The organism is Alkaliflexus imshenetskii DSM 15055, from assembly GCF_000517065.1.
Classification (GTDB): Bacteria; Bacteroidota; Bacteroidia; order Bacteroidales; family Marinilabiliaceae; genus Alkaliflexus; species Alkaliflexus imshenetskii.
The window spans coordinates 2,642,675-2,658,987 of record NZ_KI912105.1 but is presented as its reverse complement, the minus strand read 5'-3'; the positions used below and the strand labels follow the sequence as shown (position 1 = coordinate 2,658,987).

Genomic DNA, 16,313 nt, shown 5'->3' with positions numbered 1-16,313 from the left:
TTTATTTCTTTTGAGCCATCTCAATGATGCGAGTAACCGCCTCTTTTGGCTGATAAGCGCGATCAAACAACAGCGGATAGTCGGTACGACCTCTGATTGGCCATCCATTTCTCCAGGATTGACCATCGTCCACACCCCAAAGTGTAACGCGGTCGATTTTGTCATGATGCTTCAAAAACATCCGGAAAAAATCTACATATCTGTCGTTCAATGCTTGATTAACTGAGTCGGGCAACGCTTCAGGATAAGGGTTATACTCAGGCATCAATTCATAGTTGAGTGACACTTCTGCCGAAAGCCTTCTTGATGGCCATGGCAGAACGGTGATATCCAACTCAGTAATCATTGTTTGAACCCCAAGACTTGCCATTTTAAGAATAGCTTCTTCTTTTGCTTCAACAGTTGGAGTATCCATTGACAAATGACCTTGCAGCCCCACAGCGTCAACACGTGCGCCATTGTCAATCAGATCCTTTACCATATTGTAGATACCATCACGCTTAGCGGGTGTTGACACATTGTAATCGTTGTAATACAATTCTGCCTCGGGGTCAGCCTGATGTGCAAATTCAAAAGCCATCTGAACAAATTCAGGGCCAATAATTTGATAGAGTTTGCTGGGGCGCCATGAACCATCATCAAGAATGGCTTCATTCACCACATCCCAACCATGTACACGTCCTTTGTAGCGCTCAACTACGGTGAAAATATGCGTTCTCAAACGCTCTATAAGCACATCTCTGGAGACATCATTTCCTTCGTCGTCCACAAACAACCATTTGGGTGCCTGTGAATGCCAAACCAGTGTATGGCCAATAATCTTCATGTTGTTTTTCTCTCCAAAAGCCACAAATGCGTCGGCATCCGCAAAGTCAAACACACCCTCTTCTGGTTGCACACTTTCCATTTTCATGCAATTTTCAGCAACAACAGAGTTAAAGTGCTTCTCAACAACTGCTATGGCCTGAGGATCTTCACCATCAACCTGTATTGTGTTAATGGCTGCGCCAATATAGAAATAGTTCTTCAACGCATCTTTTAATGTCACCTCCTTCTGTTGTGGCGCGCTGCATGCAAAAAGTGCACCTGCCAAAACAACAGAACCAATTCTACCTACTAAACTCATAATCTAATTATTAAAAATAATTGTTCAACTTATTCTGATTCAACAATGGGATTGATTGGTTTTCTGCGCTCTCCAAGTTCTTTCTCGAGCATATTCTCCATCGATTTATTAATCTCATAGAAGAATAAACTACCAACAGCAATAAAGAAAGTAATGGCAGGATAAACGCTTATTGTCATCAATATGCCATTGATTGCGGACTGTCCCTGCTCATCAAGGAGTGGGTCATAACCATAGAAAGAAAGAATCAACGCAACCAAAGCACCTCCCACGCTTAATCCGGCTTTTAATCCAAAAATCATGGCAGAGAAAACAATGGCAGTGGCGCGGCGGTTGTTTTTCCATTCGGAAAAGTCGGCCACATCAGCAATCATAGCCCAAAGCAATGGGATGGTCAATCCATAGAAGAAACCATGAACTATCTGCGTGATAAATACCAGACCAATTTTGTCGGGGGAGATAAAAAAGAACATAAGCTGAGCTATTGCAGAAAGCGAAAGCGCCAGAATAAAGAGGTCTCTTTTTCCGTATTTGTCAGCAATAGGTTTTGACAGTGCAATGGCAATAATCATCATGATGATACCGCCGGCATTGAACAAACTAAAACCTGAAGAGGCGGGATCCTCTGGCCAGACAAATCCAACCATTCCCATGCTAGTCAACAAGTTGTTCAAACCATCGATAAAGCCAACAAATCCGATTGAAACAAGGAATTCGGCAAGATGTGGTTCGCTCAGGTAGTTCTCGAAATAGTAGATATAAATACCACCTTTAAGCGCCAATGTGATGAAAATAAAAACAGTTACGGTAAGCATCACAATCCATGGGCGGTTTTTCACCAGGTCGGACAAATCTTGTTTAACAGAGGTTTTCTGTTCAGCCGGTGGCGAAATACGCTCTTTGGTAGTTAAGAAGGTAATGATAAAGAACAATATACCTACTCCGGCAAAAATGCCCATTACATTTTCAAATCCAACAGCGCGGTCACCGTCGCCAAGGATAAGCACCAGTGGTAAAAGAATCACCTGTACAATAAACTGAGCAATTGTAACTGCGGTAAACCTGTAAGCCGATAGGCTGTTACGCTGTTTCATATCGCCGGTGATAACTCCGCTAAGTGCGGCATAAGGCAGGTTATTGGCAGAATAAACGAGCACCAACAACACATAGGTTATCATTGCATAGGCAATTTTTCCGGACGGACCAAAGTTTGGCGTACTGAAGGCTAACAAGGCCACAACACCAAAAGGAATGGAAGTCCACAGAATCCAGGGGCGGAATTTTCCCCAGCGTGTGCTTGTACGGTCGGCAATAATACCCATCACCGGATTGAAGAAGGCGCCTATCATACCTCCTAAAAAGATAATAAGAGATGCTACATCGGCCGGAATTTTGTACACATCGGTGTAGAAATAGGCCAGAAAAGTCATCAAAGTCTGAAAAATCAGGTTGGCAGCCAAGTCACCCAAGCTATAGCCAACTTTTTCGAGAACTGAAAGTTTTTGTGAACTGTTACTCATACAAATAATGTTAGTATTATAACCAAAATTAAACACATAATTACAAAGCACTACATCTCAACAATTTGCCGGCACTAGGTCTATTCTGTTCTATGCAGGCTCAAGCTTCTAAAAACACCCGGATTCCAGCACCAGAACCGGGTTAAATCAATCGATTACACAACAAAAATTGTCTTTTCGCATAAACTCAAGCTATGCGTTTCGTTTGGCAATTTAGCAAAAAAGATAATTCGTCAGAGAATTTTAACTAAAAATTATCAATAAATGCTAAATGACAAAGATATTGTTTCAATTAACCTATCCCAAATGAATATTTTGCTTTCGGCTATATTATTTTTGCACTCCCTCTGGTTATATAACAAAACAAAGCCGCCCAAAACCTGGTATTGAGCGGCAAAAAACCTATTAAATCGAAGCTGTTCGTAAAAACACACTATTTATGTCGCTTTTTCAGTTCGCGTGCAAGATCCTCTAAGCGATACCCTTTGTGCGTGAGCAGCACAATAAGGTGGTAAAGCAAATCGGCTCCTTCGTAAAGAAAATTCTCATCATCGTTTGCCATGGCGCCGATAATGGTTTCAACTGCTTCTTCACCCACTTTTTGCGTAATCTTACGTGTGCCCTTATTAAACAACGATGTGGTATAGGAACCCTCGGGCATTTCAGCTTTTCGCTTATCAATAAAATCCTGTAAATGCTTGAGGAACAAAATATCATCAACATCGTTACGCTCATTCCAACACGTGTCGGCGCCGGTGTGACAGGTAGGCCCTACAGGTACACATTTTATGAGAATGGTATCCGCATCACAATCAGATGCCATTGAGACAACATTTAAAAAGTTGCCTGACTCTTCTCCTTTGGTCCACAAACGTTTTTTTGAACGGCTAAAGAAAGTAACACGTCCTTCTACTTTGGTTTTCTCCAATGCCTCGGCATTCATATAACCCAGCATTAAAACTTTTGCGGTATTGTTGTCCTGAATTATAGCCGGCAACAATCCGTCAGGTGATTTTGAAAAATCTATATTCATCGCTATTTTGTATTATACGGTTCGCCAAACTATCGCACTACGATGCCTTCACTTCGCAAGTAGTGCTTTAAATCGGGCACTGAAATTTCATTATAGTGGAACACACTGGCTGCCAGGGCAGCATCGGCCTTGCCCAGCACAAATGCATCTTTAAAGTGCGCCATGTTGCCTGCACCTCCGGATGCAATAATTGGTATTGAGAGAGACTGACTTAGCTCTGCCAGTGCATCGTTGGCAAAACCCTGCTTCACCCCATCATGATCCATACTGGTAAAGAGAATCTCCCCGGCTCCGCGCTCCTCGGCCTCCTTTGCCCATGAGAACAAGCGCTTTTCGGTAAATATGCGCCCCCCGTTCACTGTGACCGCCCAATCGTTGCCATCCATCTCTTTTTTGGCATCGATGGCCACAACAACAAACTGACTGCCAAAATTTTTGGCCATCTCATCAATCAAATGGGGATTACGCACAGCCGAAGAGTTTATGCTAATTTTATCGGCTCCTGCGTTTAGCAAGGCCTCAGCATCTTTAAGTTCGCTGATACCTCCACCTACTGTAAACGGGATATTGATATGTCGCGCAATGCGATGAACCAATTCCACAAAAGTTTTTCTTCCTTCATGAGACGCGGTAATATCAAGAAATACCAACTCATCGGCACCTTGATCGGCATAGGCGGAAGCCAGTTCAACCGGGTCGCCCACGGTCTTAAGTTCCACAAACTTCACCCCCTTAACAGTCATGCCGTCTTTGATATCTAAACAAGGAATAATTCGTTTTGCTAACATGATTCAGAAGCTATTAATATAAATACTGCTATGGTATTGACGCTAAGTCATTGTATTAAGAACGAAGGAAAACCTTACACTTTGTTGAGCCAATGGAATATGAAAACTATGAACCACGGAAAATGCTGTAAAAACCTATACTTTCTAACTCTTTAGCTACACAGGTTTAAGTTTCACTCTGGTTCATTATAATTTACAACTGCATGAATTAGGTCTGATTAAAATAATAATGTCGTGAAAGATAAAAAGTTTTTCAGAAAATTGCTAAAAGACCATCTTTTCCAGCTTTTTTAAGGTGATACGACCTTCGTAAATCGCCTTTCCAAAAATTACTGCTGGTACTCCGGCTTGTTGAAGGGCGTCAATATCAGCTAAACTGCTAACTCCGCCACTGGCAATGAGATATAAATCGGGGAAACGCTCAAGAATCTCCTTATAAAGACTTAATGAAGGTCCCTGGAGCATTCCGTCCTTGCTGATATCTGTGCAGATGGTTTTTGTTATGCCCAGCTGAATATATCCCTGCAAGAAATCAAACAACTCGAGGTCAGAAGTTTCCAACCAGCCCGACACGGCAATGTTTCTATCTTTTACATCAGAACCCAGAATAATACGTTCTGCTCCGTATTTCTCTATCCATCCTGAAAACTCCTCCCTGTTTTTTACGGCAATACTACCTCCTGTAACCATCTGGGCACCACACTCAAAAGCAATACGTAAATCATCACCTGATTTTAATCCGCCTCCAAAATCTATTATAAGATTTGTTTTTTTTGCTATGGATTCAAGGGTTTTATAGTTAATGATACGACCGGCTTTTGCTCCATCCAAATCAACAAGATGCAGGCGGGATATGCCATGCGCTTCAAACTCAAGCGCAACCTCCAGCGGATGCTCGTTATATACTTTCTTGGTATCGTAATCACCTTTGCTCAATCGAACACATTTTCCATCAATGAGGTCGATGGCAGGAATGAGTTCAATTTTGTGAATGCCGGACATATCTTTGCTGTTTAAAAATTAAAATGATGATGCTTGAAGCGAAATCAGAATTGGTTATGAAATATAATAGCCATCATTAACCTATAACTTCAAAAAGTTTTCGAGAATGCGCTGCCCCACAGGACCACTCTTTTCAGGGTGAAACTGCGTGGCAAAAAAGTTATCCTTTTGCAAGGCTGAACTGTAATTAAGGATATAATCGGTAGTAGCGGCCGTATCCACGCCATGCGCCACATAATAACTGTGCACAAAATAGACGTATTGTCCTTCGAGTGAAGCGTCGAAAAGGTCACTTTTGAGATCAAAGATACGGTTCCACCCCATGTGTGGGATTTTCAGATTGTCGGAATTGGTGTCCGGCAGTTTAAACTTCCGTACCTCTTCATTAAAAACGCCAAGGCATTTCACGCCACCCTCTTCGCTGAAACTCCCCATCAGCTGCATACCCAAACAGATACCCAGCACAGGCTGCTTCAAAGAAACGATGATGTCTGCCAGTCCACTGTCGTTAAGGTATCGCATTGTGGTGCTCGCTTCACCAACCCCGGGAAAGATAACCTTGTCGGCACTTCGGATTTTCTCCGGATCAGCCGTAATTTCGGCATCGTACCCAACACGTAACAAGGCATTGTTAACTGAGCGGATGTTTCCGGCGTTATACTTAATAATTACAATATTTTGCTTAGCCATATCTTTATTGTATTCTTTCGCCGGACGTTGGTTCTGCTTCTATTGAAAAATCACCGTCCGGTTTTTATACACGAGTGTTTTTCGCTCCACGTGTGCCATCACTGCACGTGAGAGCACTATTTTTTCAATGTCACGACCTTTCTGCACCAACCTTTCAACGCTGTCGTGGTGACTGATACGCGACACATCCTGTTCTATAATTGGACCCGCATCTAAATCAGAAGTAACATAGTGGCTGGTTGCACCAATAATTTTAACCCCCCGGGTGTGCGCCGCATGATAAGGTTTTGCACCTACAAAAGCCGGCAAAAATGAGTGATGTATGTTGATGATGCGTTCAGGATAGTGCTCTACAAAATCGTGAGACAATATTTGCATATACCGGGCAAGCACTATGAAATCAATCTGATGCTCCTTCAGTATTTCCAGTTCCATCTTCTCTTGTTCATCCTTGTTGGCAGATGTGATGGGAACATAGACAAATTTAATTCCGAATTTACCTACCACATCTTCCAAATCTTTGTGGTTACTGATTATCAGTGGAATTTCAACATTTAACTCTCCACTTTGGTATCGAGCCAGAATATCATAAAGACAGTGTGCCATTTTAGATACGAAGATGGCCATCCTTGGTGTTTTATCAGAGAAATGGAGTTTCCAGGTCATCTTACATGGCGTGGCAATGGCAAACTCAAAGGCAGGCTCAATTTGATCACGGGCAATTTCAAAACCATCAAGTTCCCATTCAACACGCATAAAAAAACGCTTTTCATCGCGGTCGGTATGCTGATCCAGTGCCACAATATTTCCATTGTTGCGATGGATAAAATCAGTTACCCGGGCCACTATTCCCCGTTGATCCGGGCAATGTATCCGAATGATAGCTGTTTCGCTGTGATTTTTACTCATAACTTATAATATTGCCTGCAAAATTAGTGATTTTTATCAAAGGTATAAGCAAAACCACCCTTTGAATTAACAAAATGACACCAAAAACCCAAAGTTATTCGATAAAATACAAGAGCGTTTTTAAAAAAAGCTCTTGCTGCTCGGCATGAACCCAGTGTCCGGCATCCGGAATTGTAACAACCTGATTTTTCGGAAAAAACCTCGAAATGGGCAACACATCCTCGTCTCTCACATAGGGTGATTTATCGCCTCTGATAAAGAGTGTTGGCAAATCGCGTGCACTTGTTGTCATACTTGAAAAGCCATCCATAATCTCCTCAAGGTTTTCAAGGAGGGTCTCTAAGTTTAGTTGCCATTGGTATTTACCATCGGCTGAACGCTTCACATTCTTTAGCAAGAATTGCCGCAACTGCTTACTTTTAAACTGAGATTTCAGTGCTTCATCCATATCCGTTCGGCTATCGAAATTCTCTGGATGAAGCGCAATTAAAGTTTTTAAAATAAGTTCATGATCATTGGTTACTTCACCATAATTAGTGAAGCGGCCATAATCCTTAGGCGCAATATCTACTACTACCAATTGTTCAACCATTTGCGGATGTTCCAACGCAAGACGCATGGCCACTTTCCCACCCATGGAATGCCCCAACAAAACTACCTTTTCACTGGTTCTGCTGCTGATAAAATGAAGTAAATCAGCTGCCATAACCTCATAGTTGTGCTCAGGATGATGGAAACTTCGCCCATGGTTTCGTAAGTCGGGCAATAAAACGCGGAAACTGTTCTCCAATCTCGATGCTATGGACATCCAATTGTCTGAAGCTCCGTATAGACCATGTACAATTACAACCGTACGCTCCCCTTTGCCGGTCTCCCTGCCAAACAACTCCATTGCTTAACCTTTTACCAGCTGATTTTTATACATTGAGATGGTCTTTTCCAGACCTATGTATAGCGCGTCGGCGATAAGGGCATGACCAATGGAAACCTCTTTCAGAAAAGGGATTCGCTCATTGAAAAACTTCAGATTCTGCAAGTTTAAGTCATGGCCTGCGTTAATTTTAAGTCCAGCCTTATGAGCCAGATTGGCCGCTTCCACAAAAGGAGCAATGGCCATTTCAGGATCCTTCACAAAACCCGTAGCATAAGGCTCGGTGTAAAGTTCAACTCTATCGGTACCTGTTTCCACGGCATTTGCAATAAATTCCGGAGTTGTATCAATAAAGATACTGGTACGAATGCCATACTCTTTAAATTCGGCAATTACATCCTTCAGAAACGACAAGTTGGTAATTGTATCCCAACCGGCATTTGATGTGATGGCTTCAGGCGGATCAGGCACAAGCGTCACCTGATGCGGCTTAACATTCTTCACCAGCTGAATAAACTCCGGGGAAGGATACCCTTCAATGTTAAACTCAGTGGTAATAACCCCTCGGATGTCAAAAACATCTTTTCGGCGAATGTGACGTTCATCGGGACGGGGGTGCACTGTCACACCATCGGCACCAAACAACTGAACATCCACTGCAGCTTTTACTACATCGGGAATATTTCCTCCGCGGGAATTGCGTAATGTGGCGATTTTATTTATGTTTACACTTAACTTTGTCATCTTCGGTATTTAATTTGTAGTATCCGTTAAAAGTGATTAAACCTATTAGCGGTATTTTTTGTTTAAGATTACAACGACAAACTTTTTACAAACGTATGTCGGCTCAAAACAAAAAGGCAAAGTTAACAAGTATTTCTTTATTCCGATTTTTATGCTGGCAAAAGATTTGATATCGGATGTTATTCCGGCTCTCAAAACATCTGACTCAGGGCTGGATGCGTTAAACTGGATGGAAGCCTTCAGAGTTTCCCATCTGCCTATTGTGAACAACCGTTTGTTTCTTGGATTAATATCCGATAGTGATATATATGACTTAAACTCGGCCAATGAACCGCTGGGGAACCATCGGCTATCGCTTATGAAGCCATATATTTTCAGTCACCAGCATATCTACGATGTGATTGAGATTGCTTCGCGGCTAAAGCTGAGCATCATCCCGGTGTTAAGTGCTGAAAAAGAGTATTTGGGTGTTATCACCCAATTTGATCTGATGCAAAGATTCAGTGAACTCATTGCAGCCCATACCCCTGGTGGCATCATACAAATTGAAGTTGGCCTGCGTGATTATGCCCTCTCGGAAATTGCACGCATTGTTGAAGATTCAGACAGTAAAATTCTTAGCTTATATGTGTCACACGACCAGGTATTGGGATTGTTGTACATCACCATAAAGCTAAATAGAACTGATATGCAGCCCGTTGTTCACGCATTTGAAAGGTACGGGTATAAAATCAGAGCCGAATATGGCGCAGAAATACAGATAGATGAAACAGCCAGACGCAATTACGAATCGTTAATTCGCTATTTGAGCATCTGATTACAAATCACAATCCTTACTGTTGGGGAATGGGCAGATCGGGCTTTGAAAGGTTATTGTGTATATGGATATTGGCGATTGGCCTACCTTTACAAATTGTGGCAGAGGAAATACCACAACCCCGCTCCTACGCCCGAAAAGTTACAGCCATCGATATTATCGGAAACCACCAAACCAACCTACGGACAATACTCACCGAATTGCCTTTTCAGCTAAACTGGCAGGTTAACGAATCAGACATACCCCAAATGACTGAGAGGGCACGCCAAAACCTTCTGAACACATCACTATTTAACTTTGTAGAAATAAGTATCAGGTATCCTGACAGAAACTCCGTTGAATTTCTGATAAAAGTTGAAGAACGCTGGTACATTTGGGCGTTTCCGCTATTTGAACAGGAAGCACGCAATTTTAGCGACTTTTTAAGACTTAATGATGGCGCCTATATAAACTATGGGGTATATTTTAAACACGACAATTTTAGAGGCAGAAGGGAGTCTCTTAAATTGCGTCTACTGACCGGCTATCGCAACCAAATTCTGTTCGATTATCAAAAGCCGAGTTTAAACCAGCGCTCGGGCTGGGGTTTCACTGCGGGATGGCTCATATATGACCAAACAGCCTACTCCACGGTGTTGGACAAACAAGTATTTTTAAAAACTTTGGGTAACAGGCTACTGGAACAAACATCGTTTCATCTCAACTACTCATACCGATTTCAACTGGACCACATCCATTCGATAAAGGTAGGTATAACCGACACCAAAGCATCTGATACTTTATTAATTGTGAACCCTACTTTTTTACCCGAGGGCAAAACACACAGCCGGGCAGTCGACATCAGCTACCGATATTCATGGGATCGCCGTGACTCTAAGGTTTATCCCCTTTCAGGCAACTCCTATGAGGTGGGGTTCTCGCGTCGTGGCTTTGAAATAAACTCAGAATACGACGGCTTTTTCCAGGGCGACCTGATTGCTTCGTTCCAATATCCACTGGCAAACAGACTCTACTCAGGCTCAAGGGTGCTTCTGTCTGCCATCGACAAAAGAGAAGTGCCATACGTTTTTCGTACCGGACTGGGATACAAGGATTATCTGAATGGTTTTGAATACCGTGTGATTGATGGCTCATCGTTTGGTGCCTTACAAAACAAGCTCCTCTATGAACTTATTCCCAGAAGAGAGAAGAATATCAAATGGGTGCCCTTACCGCAATTCTCCAGAATTCACTACTCTGTGTTCGCTAAGCTGCATCTGGATGTTGGCTATGTGGTTAATGATAACCAAAACGGAGCTAACAATATGGCCAACACACTTTTGCTGGGTTATGGTTTTGGACTCGACATGGTCACTTTTTACGATAAAGTTTTGAGTCTTAACTATTCTTTTAATAATTTCGGTGAACATAGTATATTTGTTCATTTCAACCTGGCAATGTAAGCCAACACATAATCAACCTAACATATCCCGTAAATGAAAATAGCGCTGTTTGGCAAGCAATTCGGAGACATATTCTACGAAAAGTGCGCATGCCTTCTAAAACATCTTTTGCAAGCCAAAGCCGAAATATATATCTACCGGCCATTTTATGAGTTTTTAACTCAAACGGCACATCTTAAAATCGAATGCAACGGGCTATTCAACGGATATGCGGATTTGCCCGAATGTGATATGATGTTCAGCATTGGCGGTGATGGCACTTTTCTGGATGCAGTGACGATGATTCGTAACCGCAACATACCAATGGTAGGCATCAACACCGGCAGGCTCGGCTTCCTTGCCGATATTGCCATGGAAGAACTTCCAACGGCGGTATCTGAAATACTTCAGGGAAAATACACCACAAAACAGCTCGATTTGCTTTCACTCGAGACTTCGGTACCCTGCTTTGGGGAACTTAATTTTGCACTAAACGAGCTGGCAGTTCAAAAGCGCGACAGCTCATCCATGATTACCATACACACCTATTTGAACAACGAATTTTTAAACTCCTATTGGGCTGATGGGCTCATTGTGGCTACACCTACCGGCTCAACAGCATATTCATTGAGCGTAGGAGGACCTATTGTGCATCCCACGGCAAAAGAGTTTGTTATCACACCCATTTCACCACATAACCTTACCGTTAGGCCGCTGGTAGTACCCAACGATTTTGAAATTTCACTCCGTATTGAAGGGCGCGGCGGCAAATATCTGGCTTCACTCGATTCCAGAAGTTGCATTCTGGATGATTCGGTAAGTCTCACCATCCGCAAAGCCAATTTTACAATACCGGTGATTGACCGAATAGGGACATCGTTTTACGCAACCCTCAGGTCGAAACTGATGTGGGGTGTCGATCGCAGAAACTAATCAGCAATAAAACCCATTTTTTGACGTTGTGCATGTAGGACAATTTTGTTTCCTTCAAATCTGACTAAAGCTAATCACACAAATTTCCCAAAATGGTAAGCACCGTTTTCCAACACCTTATATTTATACTCCTATCACTCATCATAACCACTCAGAAAATCAGTGCTCAGGCAAAACTGGAAGGCGGGCCATTCATTGGTGTTTCGTGGTACAATGGTGATTTAAACCCACAACGCCAATTCTATAGAGTACATCCGGCCATTGGAGGCATCATCAGATATTCGATAAACGACCGAATAGCCTTTCGGGGAGGTGCATCACTTGTGGGTATCAGTGGTGCATACCCGGCAAAGGAGGTCTACCTGCCTGGCGCTGAAAATGTAACCTATAGCTTTAAACGCAACCTTATTGACATCACAGCGCTTACCGAGATAAACTTTTTCTCCTTTGATCATCCGCACAACCGTGAAGCCGTTTTTACACCTTATGCCACTTTGGGGTTTGGTACAACAATTTATAAAAGATACCGAGAAGAGAATGATAATCACACTGAAAAACCGACTTTTGTATTATCTTTGCCCTTCGGTGCAGGTGTAAAATGGAAGGTAAACAGTTGGATGAAACTGGGTGCAGAGTGGACTTTCAGAAAAACTTTCACCGATGATTTGGACCTGATTGGCTTCAATAACCCAATCGATCCGTCCGACCCATACAGATTCAACCAGAACACGTTATCACACAATAACGACTGGTATTCTGTGGTTGGTCTGTATATGACGTTCAGCATCTTTTCACGACGCGACAAATGTCATGACGGATTTTAATGAACATCGGAATATCCCAAAGTATGTCAGTTAAAGAACAGTTGATTACAGAAAAATTGCCGCGACACGTTGCAGTCATTATGGATGGTAATGGCAGATGGGCCAGACAACGAGGCACGGCACGCGTATTCGGCCATAAAAACGGCGTAAAGGCCGTGAGGGAAGTAACTGAGGCCGCCGCAGAACTGGGCATAGACTATTTGACACTTTATGCCTTTTCAACGGAAAACTGGAACCGACCCAAAAATGAGGTCGATGCGCTGATGTCGCTGTTGGTTTCCACCATTGCATCGGAAACCAAAACCCTCATGAAGAACAATGTCAAACTTTTTTCAATAGGGTGCAAAGAGAGTCTTCCAAACAATGTGCAGGAGAAATTGGCTTCGTGTATGAAGCAAACCTCTACCAATACAGGCCTCACTTTGGTTTTAGCCCTTAGCTACAGCTCCAGATGGGAAATAATACAAGCCGTTAAAAATCTTGCCGGCGATGTAAAAAAAGGAGACGTGGACATTTCTGATATCGACAGCAATTTATTCAGCGGCTACATGGAAACCAGAAATATGCCTGACCCTGAGCTACTTATAAGAACCAGCGGCGAATTTCGCATTAGTAATTTCCTCCTTTGGCAGATTGCTTACTCAGAATTATATTTTTCCGACGTTTTGTGGCCTGATTTTCGTAAGGAACATTTTTATGAAGCACTCCTGGATTTTCAAAACCGGGAGAGACGATTCGGAAAAACAAGTGACCAGTTAATTTTAAACAAATAATGATGTTGCACCGATTATTCCTCTCTTTAATTTTAATACTGCCAATCTTATCCATTTCCGCTCAAACACCGGAAATATCCTACTCAGGTAAACCCAGACGATACGTAATAGCAGAAATTGAAGTAACTGGCGATCTCAACAACGACCCAAAAATACTCGCGAACCTTTCAGGGCTGCGCGTAGGTCAGGAAATAAACATTCCGGGCGATGAGATTACCAATGCCATAAAAAAATACTGGGACTACGGCTTGTTTTCAGACGTTAAGATTTCAGCTGCCCGCATCGAAGGTCGCAATGTCTATCTTGAAATATATCTTCAGGAGAGGCCACGTCTGTCGGAGATGAACTATATAGGGTTAAAGCGCGCCGAAATTGATGCCGTAAACGACAAGGTATCCATGATGAAAGGCAGCCAGGTAACTCCTTACCTGATATCACGTGCCGAGAGATTCATCAAAAACCACTTTGTTGATAAAGGATTTTTCAACACCGAGGTAAACATCGTGCAACGTGACGACACCACCAGAGTGAATCATGTAATTCTGGATGTATATGTAGATAAAAAAGAGAAAGTAAAAATAAGTCATCTGGCCTTTGAGGGCAACGAAGAGTTTTCGCACAACCGGCTCAACCGGATTATGAAGAAAACCAATCAGCGGAAAAAGCTTAGAAACTTCTTTAGAACAAAACGTTTTGTTGAGGAAAACTATCGCAACGATTTGCGTGCTGTTATCGAAAAATATAATGAAAAAGGTTACCGCGATGCCTACATTGTTTTTGATTCGATAAGCCGAAACGATGACAATACCGTTGACATTCGTATTGGCCTGGAAGAAGGAAACCGATATCACATTGGTGACATTACATGGGTAGGAAACAGCATCTATCCAAGCGAATACCTAAGCTACGTGCTACGCATTGAAAAAGGCGACATCTTTAACCAAACCCTGTTGGACAAAAGGTTATTTATGGACGACGATGCCGTACACAACCTATATATGAACAATGGATATCTCTTTAGCCGCATCATCCCCGTTGACGTTCGCGTTGAGAATGATACAGTAGATTTGGAGATGCGCATATACGAAGGTGATCAGGCACGTATCAACCGCGTCATAATCAAAGGGAACACCAAAACACACGAACATGTGGTTCGCAGAGAACTACGTACTAAGCCCGGTGAACTTTTCAACAAGGCAGCACTGATACGTACCGTTCGGGAGCTGGCGCAATTGGGACACTTCGATCCGGAGAAAATTAATCCGGTGCCCATTCCCGACCCCGACAAAGGGACAGTTGACCTTGAATACAACCTTGAAGAGAAGGCCAATGACCAGATAGAGCTTTCAGGTGGCTGGGGAGCAGGTATGTTTGTAGGATCGCTCGGTTTGAGATTCAACAACTTCTCCATGCGCAACTTCTTCAACAAGGAAGCATGGCGCCCACTGCCTACCGGTGATGGTCAAACCCTGGCGTTACGCGCACAGACCAATGGCCGCTACTATCAGGCATACAGTCTGAACTTTGTTGAGCCCTGGCTTGGAGGTAAAAAACCAAACTCTTTGAGTGTATCACTTTCACGCTCCATACAAACGGGTGTAAGCAGCAGGTACTATCCTGGAAGCTACGGGTATGGCTCAGGTTATGGTTATGGATACGGTAATTATTACGATCCCTATTCGATGCAAGGTGACGACAGCCGACATTTTAAAACCATTGGAATTGCTGTTGGTTTGGGACGTCGATTATCCTGGCCCGATGACTTCTTCACCTTGTACAATGAGATAAGTTATAGTTTGTACGATTCAAAAGAGTGGTATTTCATGCCAAGAACGGGGTATTCACACATCCTGAAGTTGCGTGTGATGCTCTCACGAAGAAGTATTGACAACCCGCTTTACACACGTACCGGCTCCGATTTTTCATTGGGCTTAGAGGTTACACCACCCTATTCTATCTTTAGCGATAAAGACTACTCTACAATCACTGATGAACAAGAGTTGTACCGCTTGATTGAATACCATAAATGGACATTCAAAGGTGGTATGTTTAAGCCGCTTGACAGAGCTGACAAACTGGTTTTCACAGCGCGCGTTGAAGGAGGATTCCTTGGATACTTTAACAAGAACCTGAGATCTCCCTACGAGAAATATACACTTGGTGGCGATGGTATGGCCGGATATAGTTACTATGGTAGCGAAACCATAGGATTACGGGGGTATGAAAACAACACTCTGACTCCTCGTACCCGAGTATTAAATCAGGATGGATCCTATTCTTATATGAATGATGGTAACATGTATACCAAAATGACCATGGAACTGCGTTATCCGCTAACCCTTCAGCCTTCGGCAACAGTTTACGGACTCATCTTTGCAGAAGCAGGTAATGCCTGGTCTGAATTCCGTGATTATAACCCATTTGAATTGAAGCGTTCAGCAGGGGTAGGTCTGCGTATCTTCCTGCCAATGTTTGGGCTTATGGGCATTGACTGGGGATATGGATTCGACAATGTGCCAAACCAACCCGGAGCAAGTGGCAGCAACTTCCACTTTGTAATGGGTCAGAATTTCTAAACAGTTTTCACATGGCCGGTTTGTATTTTAAATCATTCCGGCCATGTTTATATAGCAATCCTCCGAAAAGATATACCAAAAAACCTAACCCAGGAGGTCAATATCATTTTTTGGTTTGATTTTTGCAAAACCATGATATATTTGCCTACCCCAAAACAATGCGAACTAAAAATTAGTTACTTAGGTTTTGAAGGCAGATCAAAACATAAACAGCAAAGAAGGCAAGGCTTCATGAAAAGATTTGGATTCACCCTTAAAGAAACGTCATAACAGACCAGAGTCTAAA

At 42.7% G+C, this 16,313-nt stretch carries 15 protein-coding genes; 6 read left to right on the top strand and 9 right to left on the bottom strand.

The features are described from left to right. Position 1 precedes the first annotated feature (1 nt). The 9 genes from ALKIM_RS0111230 to ALKIM_RS0111190 form a co-directional block, all read right to left on the bottom strand. Entirely contained in the window at positions 2-1,126 is a 1,125-nt protein-coding gene (locus ALKIM_RS0111230) for an endo-1,4-beta-xylanase (protein WP_026474741.1), read from the bottom strand. Between the two features lie 29 nt (positions 1,127-1,155). Then, positions 1,156-2,646 (bottom strand): MFS transporter, encoded by a 1,491-nt coding sequence (locus tag ALKIM_RS0111225; RefSeq protein ID WP_026474740.1) that lies wholly within the window; start codon positions 2,644-2,646, stop codon positions 1,156-1,158. Positions 2,647-3,079: 433 nt separating this feature from the next. Continuing rightward, positions 3,080-3,679 (bottom strand): bifunctional phosphoribosyl-AMP cyclohydrolase/phosphoribosyl-ATP diphosphatase HisIE, encoded by a 600-nt coding sequence (hisIE, locus tag ALKIM_RS0111220; RefSeq protein ID WP_026474739.1) that lies wholly within the window; start codon positions 3,677-3,679, stop codon positions 3,080-3,082. Between the two features lie 29 nt (positions 3,680-3,708). After that, a complete protein-coding gene (gene hisF / locus ALKIM_RS0111215; RefSeq protein ID WP_026474738.1) occupies positions 3,709-4,467 on the bottom strand; it encodes an imidazole glycerol phosphate synthase subunit HisF in 759 nt (252 codons plus the stop codon). A gap of 264 nt (positions 4,468-4,731) precedes the next feature. After that, a complete protein-coding gene (gene hisA, locus ALKIM_RS0111210) occupies positions 4,732-5,469 on the bottom strand; it encodes a 1-(5-phosphoribosyl)-5-[(5-phosphoribosylamino)methylideneamino]imidazole-4-carboxamide isomerase (RefSeq protein WP_026474737.1) in 738 nt (245 codons plus the stop codon). An 81-nt stretch (positions 5,470-5,550) separates the two neighbouring features. Beyond that, positions 5,551-6,159: an imidazole glycerol phosphate synthase subunit HisH gene (hisH, locus tag ALKIM_RS0111205; protein WP_026474736.1), complete on the bottom strand. Its 609-nt coding sequence runs from the start codon at positions 6,157-6,159 to the stop codon at positions 5,551-5,553. A 39-nt stretch (positions 6,160-6,198) separates the two neighbouring features. Next, positions 6,199-7,068, bottom strand: a complete 870-nt coding sequence (purU, locus tag ALKIM_RS0111200; protein WP_026474735.1) for a formyltetrahydrofolate deformylase — start codon at positions 7,066-7,068, stop codon at positions 6,199-6,201. 94 nt (positions 7,069-7,162) lie between these two features. Then, on the bottom strand, positions 7,163-7,960 hold the full coding sequence (locus tag ALKIM_RS0111195; RefSeq protein ID WP_026474734.1) for an alpha/beta fold hydrolase: 798 nt from the start codon (positions 7,958-7,960) through the stop codon (positions 7,163-7,165). A gap of 3 nt (positions 7,961-7,963) precedes the next feature. Further along, a complete protein-coding gene (locus tag ALKIM_RS0111190) occupies positions 7,964-8,683 on the bottom strand; it encodes a pyridoxine 5'-phosphate synthase (RefSeq protein WP_026474733.1) in 720 nt (239 codons plus the stop codon). 151 nt (positions 8,684-8,834) lie between these two features. Here ALKIM_RS0111190 and ALKIM_RS0111185 point away from each other — a divergent pair, with 151 nt between their 5' ends. From ALKIM_RS0111185 to bamA, 6 genes are all read left to right on the top strand, one after another. Beyond that, positions 8,835-9,500: a CBS domain-containing protein gene (locus tag ALKIM_RS0111185; RefSeq protein ID WP_026474732.1), complete on the top strand. Its 666-nt coding sequence runs from the start codon at positions 8,835-8,837 to the stop codon at positions 9,498-9,500. Between the two features lie 98 nt (positions 9,501-9,598). Further along, positions 9,599-10,942, top strand: a complete 1,344-nt coding sequence (locus ALKIM_RS0111180) for a BamA/TamA family outer membrane protein (RefSeq protein ID WP_157363896.1) — start codon at positions 9,599-9,601, stop codon at positions 10,940-10,942. 33 nt (positions 10,943-10,975) lie between these two features. Continuing rightward, positions 10,976-11,854, top strand: a complete 879-nt coding sequence (locus ALKIM_RS0111175) for an NAD kinase (protein ID WP_026474730.1) — start codon at positions 10,976-10,978, stop codon at positions 11,852-11,854. A 92-nt stretch (positions 11,855-11,946) separates the two neighbouring features. Continuing rightward, complete coding sequence (gene porG / locus ALKIM_RS0111170; protein ID WP_026474729.1) at positions 11,947-12,678, top strand: type IX secretion system protein PorG; 732 nt, start codon at positions 11,947-11,949, stop codon at positions 12,676-12,678. A gap of 23 nt (positions 12,679-12,701) precedes the next feature. Next, positions 12,702-13,451, top strand: a complete 750-nt coding sequence (locus ALKIM_RS0111165; RefSeq protein ID WP_026474728.1) for an isoprenyl transferase — start codon at positions 12,702-12,704, stop codon at positions 13,449-13,451. Next, positions 13,451-16,027, top strand: a complete 2,577-nt coding sequence (bamA, locus tag ALKIM_RS0111160; RefSeq protein ID WP_235714407.1) for an outer membrane protein assembly factor BamA — start codon at positions 13,451-13,453, stop codon at positions 16,025-16,027. The genes ALKIM_RS0111165 and bamA overlap by 1 nt, the downstream gene beginning before the upstream one ends. The last annotated feature ends 286 nt before the right edge of the window (positions 16,028-16,313 follow it).

Excerpts from the sequence above, each read along its gene's own strand:
- ALKIM_RS0111230 (WP_026474741.1), bottom strand. The coding sequence starts at position 1,126 with ATGAGTTTAGTAGGTAGAATTGGTTCTGTTGTTTTGGCAGGTGCACTT.
- ALKIM_RS0111225 (WP_026474740.1), bottom strand. The coding sequence starts at position 2,646 with ATGAGTAACAGTTCACAAAAACTTTCAGTTCTCGAAAAAGTTGGCTAT.
- hisIE (WP_026474739.1), bottom strand. The coding sequence starts at position 3,679 with ATGAATATAGATTTTTCAAAATCACCTGACGGATTGTTGCCGGCTATA.
- hisF (WP_026474738.1), bottom strand. The coding sequence starts at position 4,467 with ATGTTAGCAAAACGAATTATTCCTTGTTTAGATATCAAAGACGGCATG.
- hisA (WP_026474737.1), bottom strand. The coding sequence starts at position 5,469 with ATGTCCGGCATTCACAAAATTGAACTCATTCCTGCCATCGACCTCATT.
- hisH (WP_026474736.1), bottom strand. The coding sequence starts at position 6,159 with ATGGCTAAGCAAAATATTGTAATTATTAAGTATAACGCCGGAAACATC.
- purU (WP_026474735.1), bottom strand. The coding sequence starts at position 7,068 with ATGAGTAAAAATCACAGCGAAACAGCTATCATTCGGATACATTGCCCG.
- ALKIM_RS0111195 (WP_026474734.1), bottom strand. The coding sequence starts at position 7,960 with ATGGAGTTGTTTGGCAGGGAGACCGGCAAAGGGGAGCGTACGGTTGTA.
- ALKIM_RS0111190 (WP_026474733.1), bottom strand. The coding sequence starts at position 8,683 with ATGACAAAGTTAAGTGTAAACATAAATAAAATCGCCACATTACGCAAT.
- ALKIM_RS0111185 (WP_026474732.1), top strand. The coding sequence starts at position 8,835 with ATGCTGGCAAAAGATTTGATATCGGATGTTATTCCGGCTCTCAAAACA.
- ALKIM_RS0111175 (WP_026474730.1), top strand. The coding sequence starts at position 10,976 with ATGAAAATAGCGCTGTTTGGCAAGCAATTCGGAGACATATTCTACGAA.
- porG (WP_026474729.1), top strand. The coding sequence starts at position 11,947 with ATGGTAAGCACCGTTTTCCAACACCTTATATTTATACTCCTATCACTC.
- ALKIM_RS0111165 (WP_026474728.1), top strand. The coding sequence starts at position 12,702 with ATGTCAGTTAAAGAACAGTTGATTACAGAAAAATTGCCGCGACACGTT.
- bamA (WP_235714407.1), top strand. The coding sequence starts at position 13,451 with ATGATGTTGCACCGATTATTCCTCTCTTTAATTTTAATACTGCCAATC.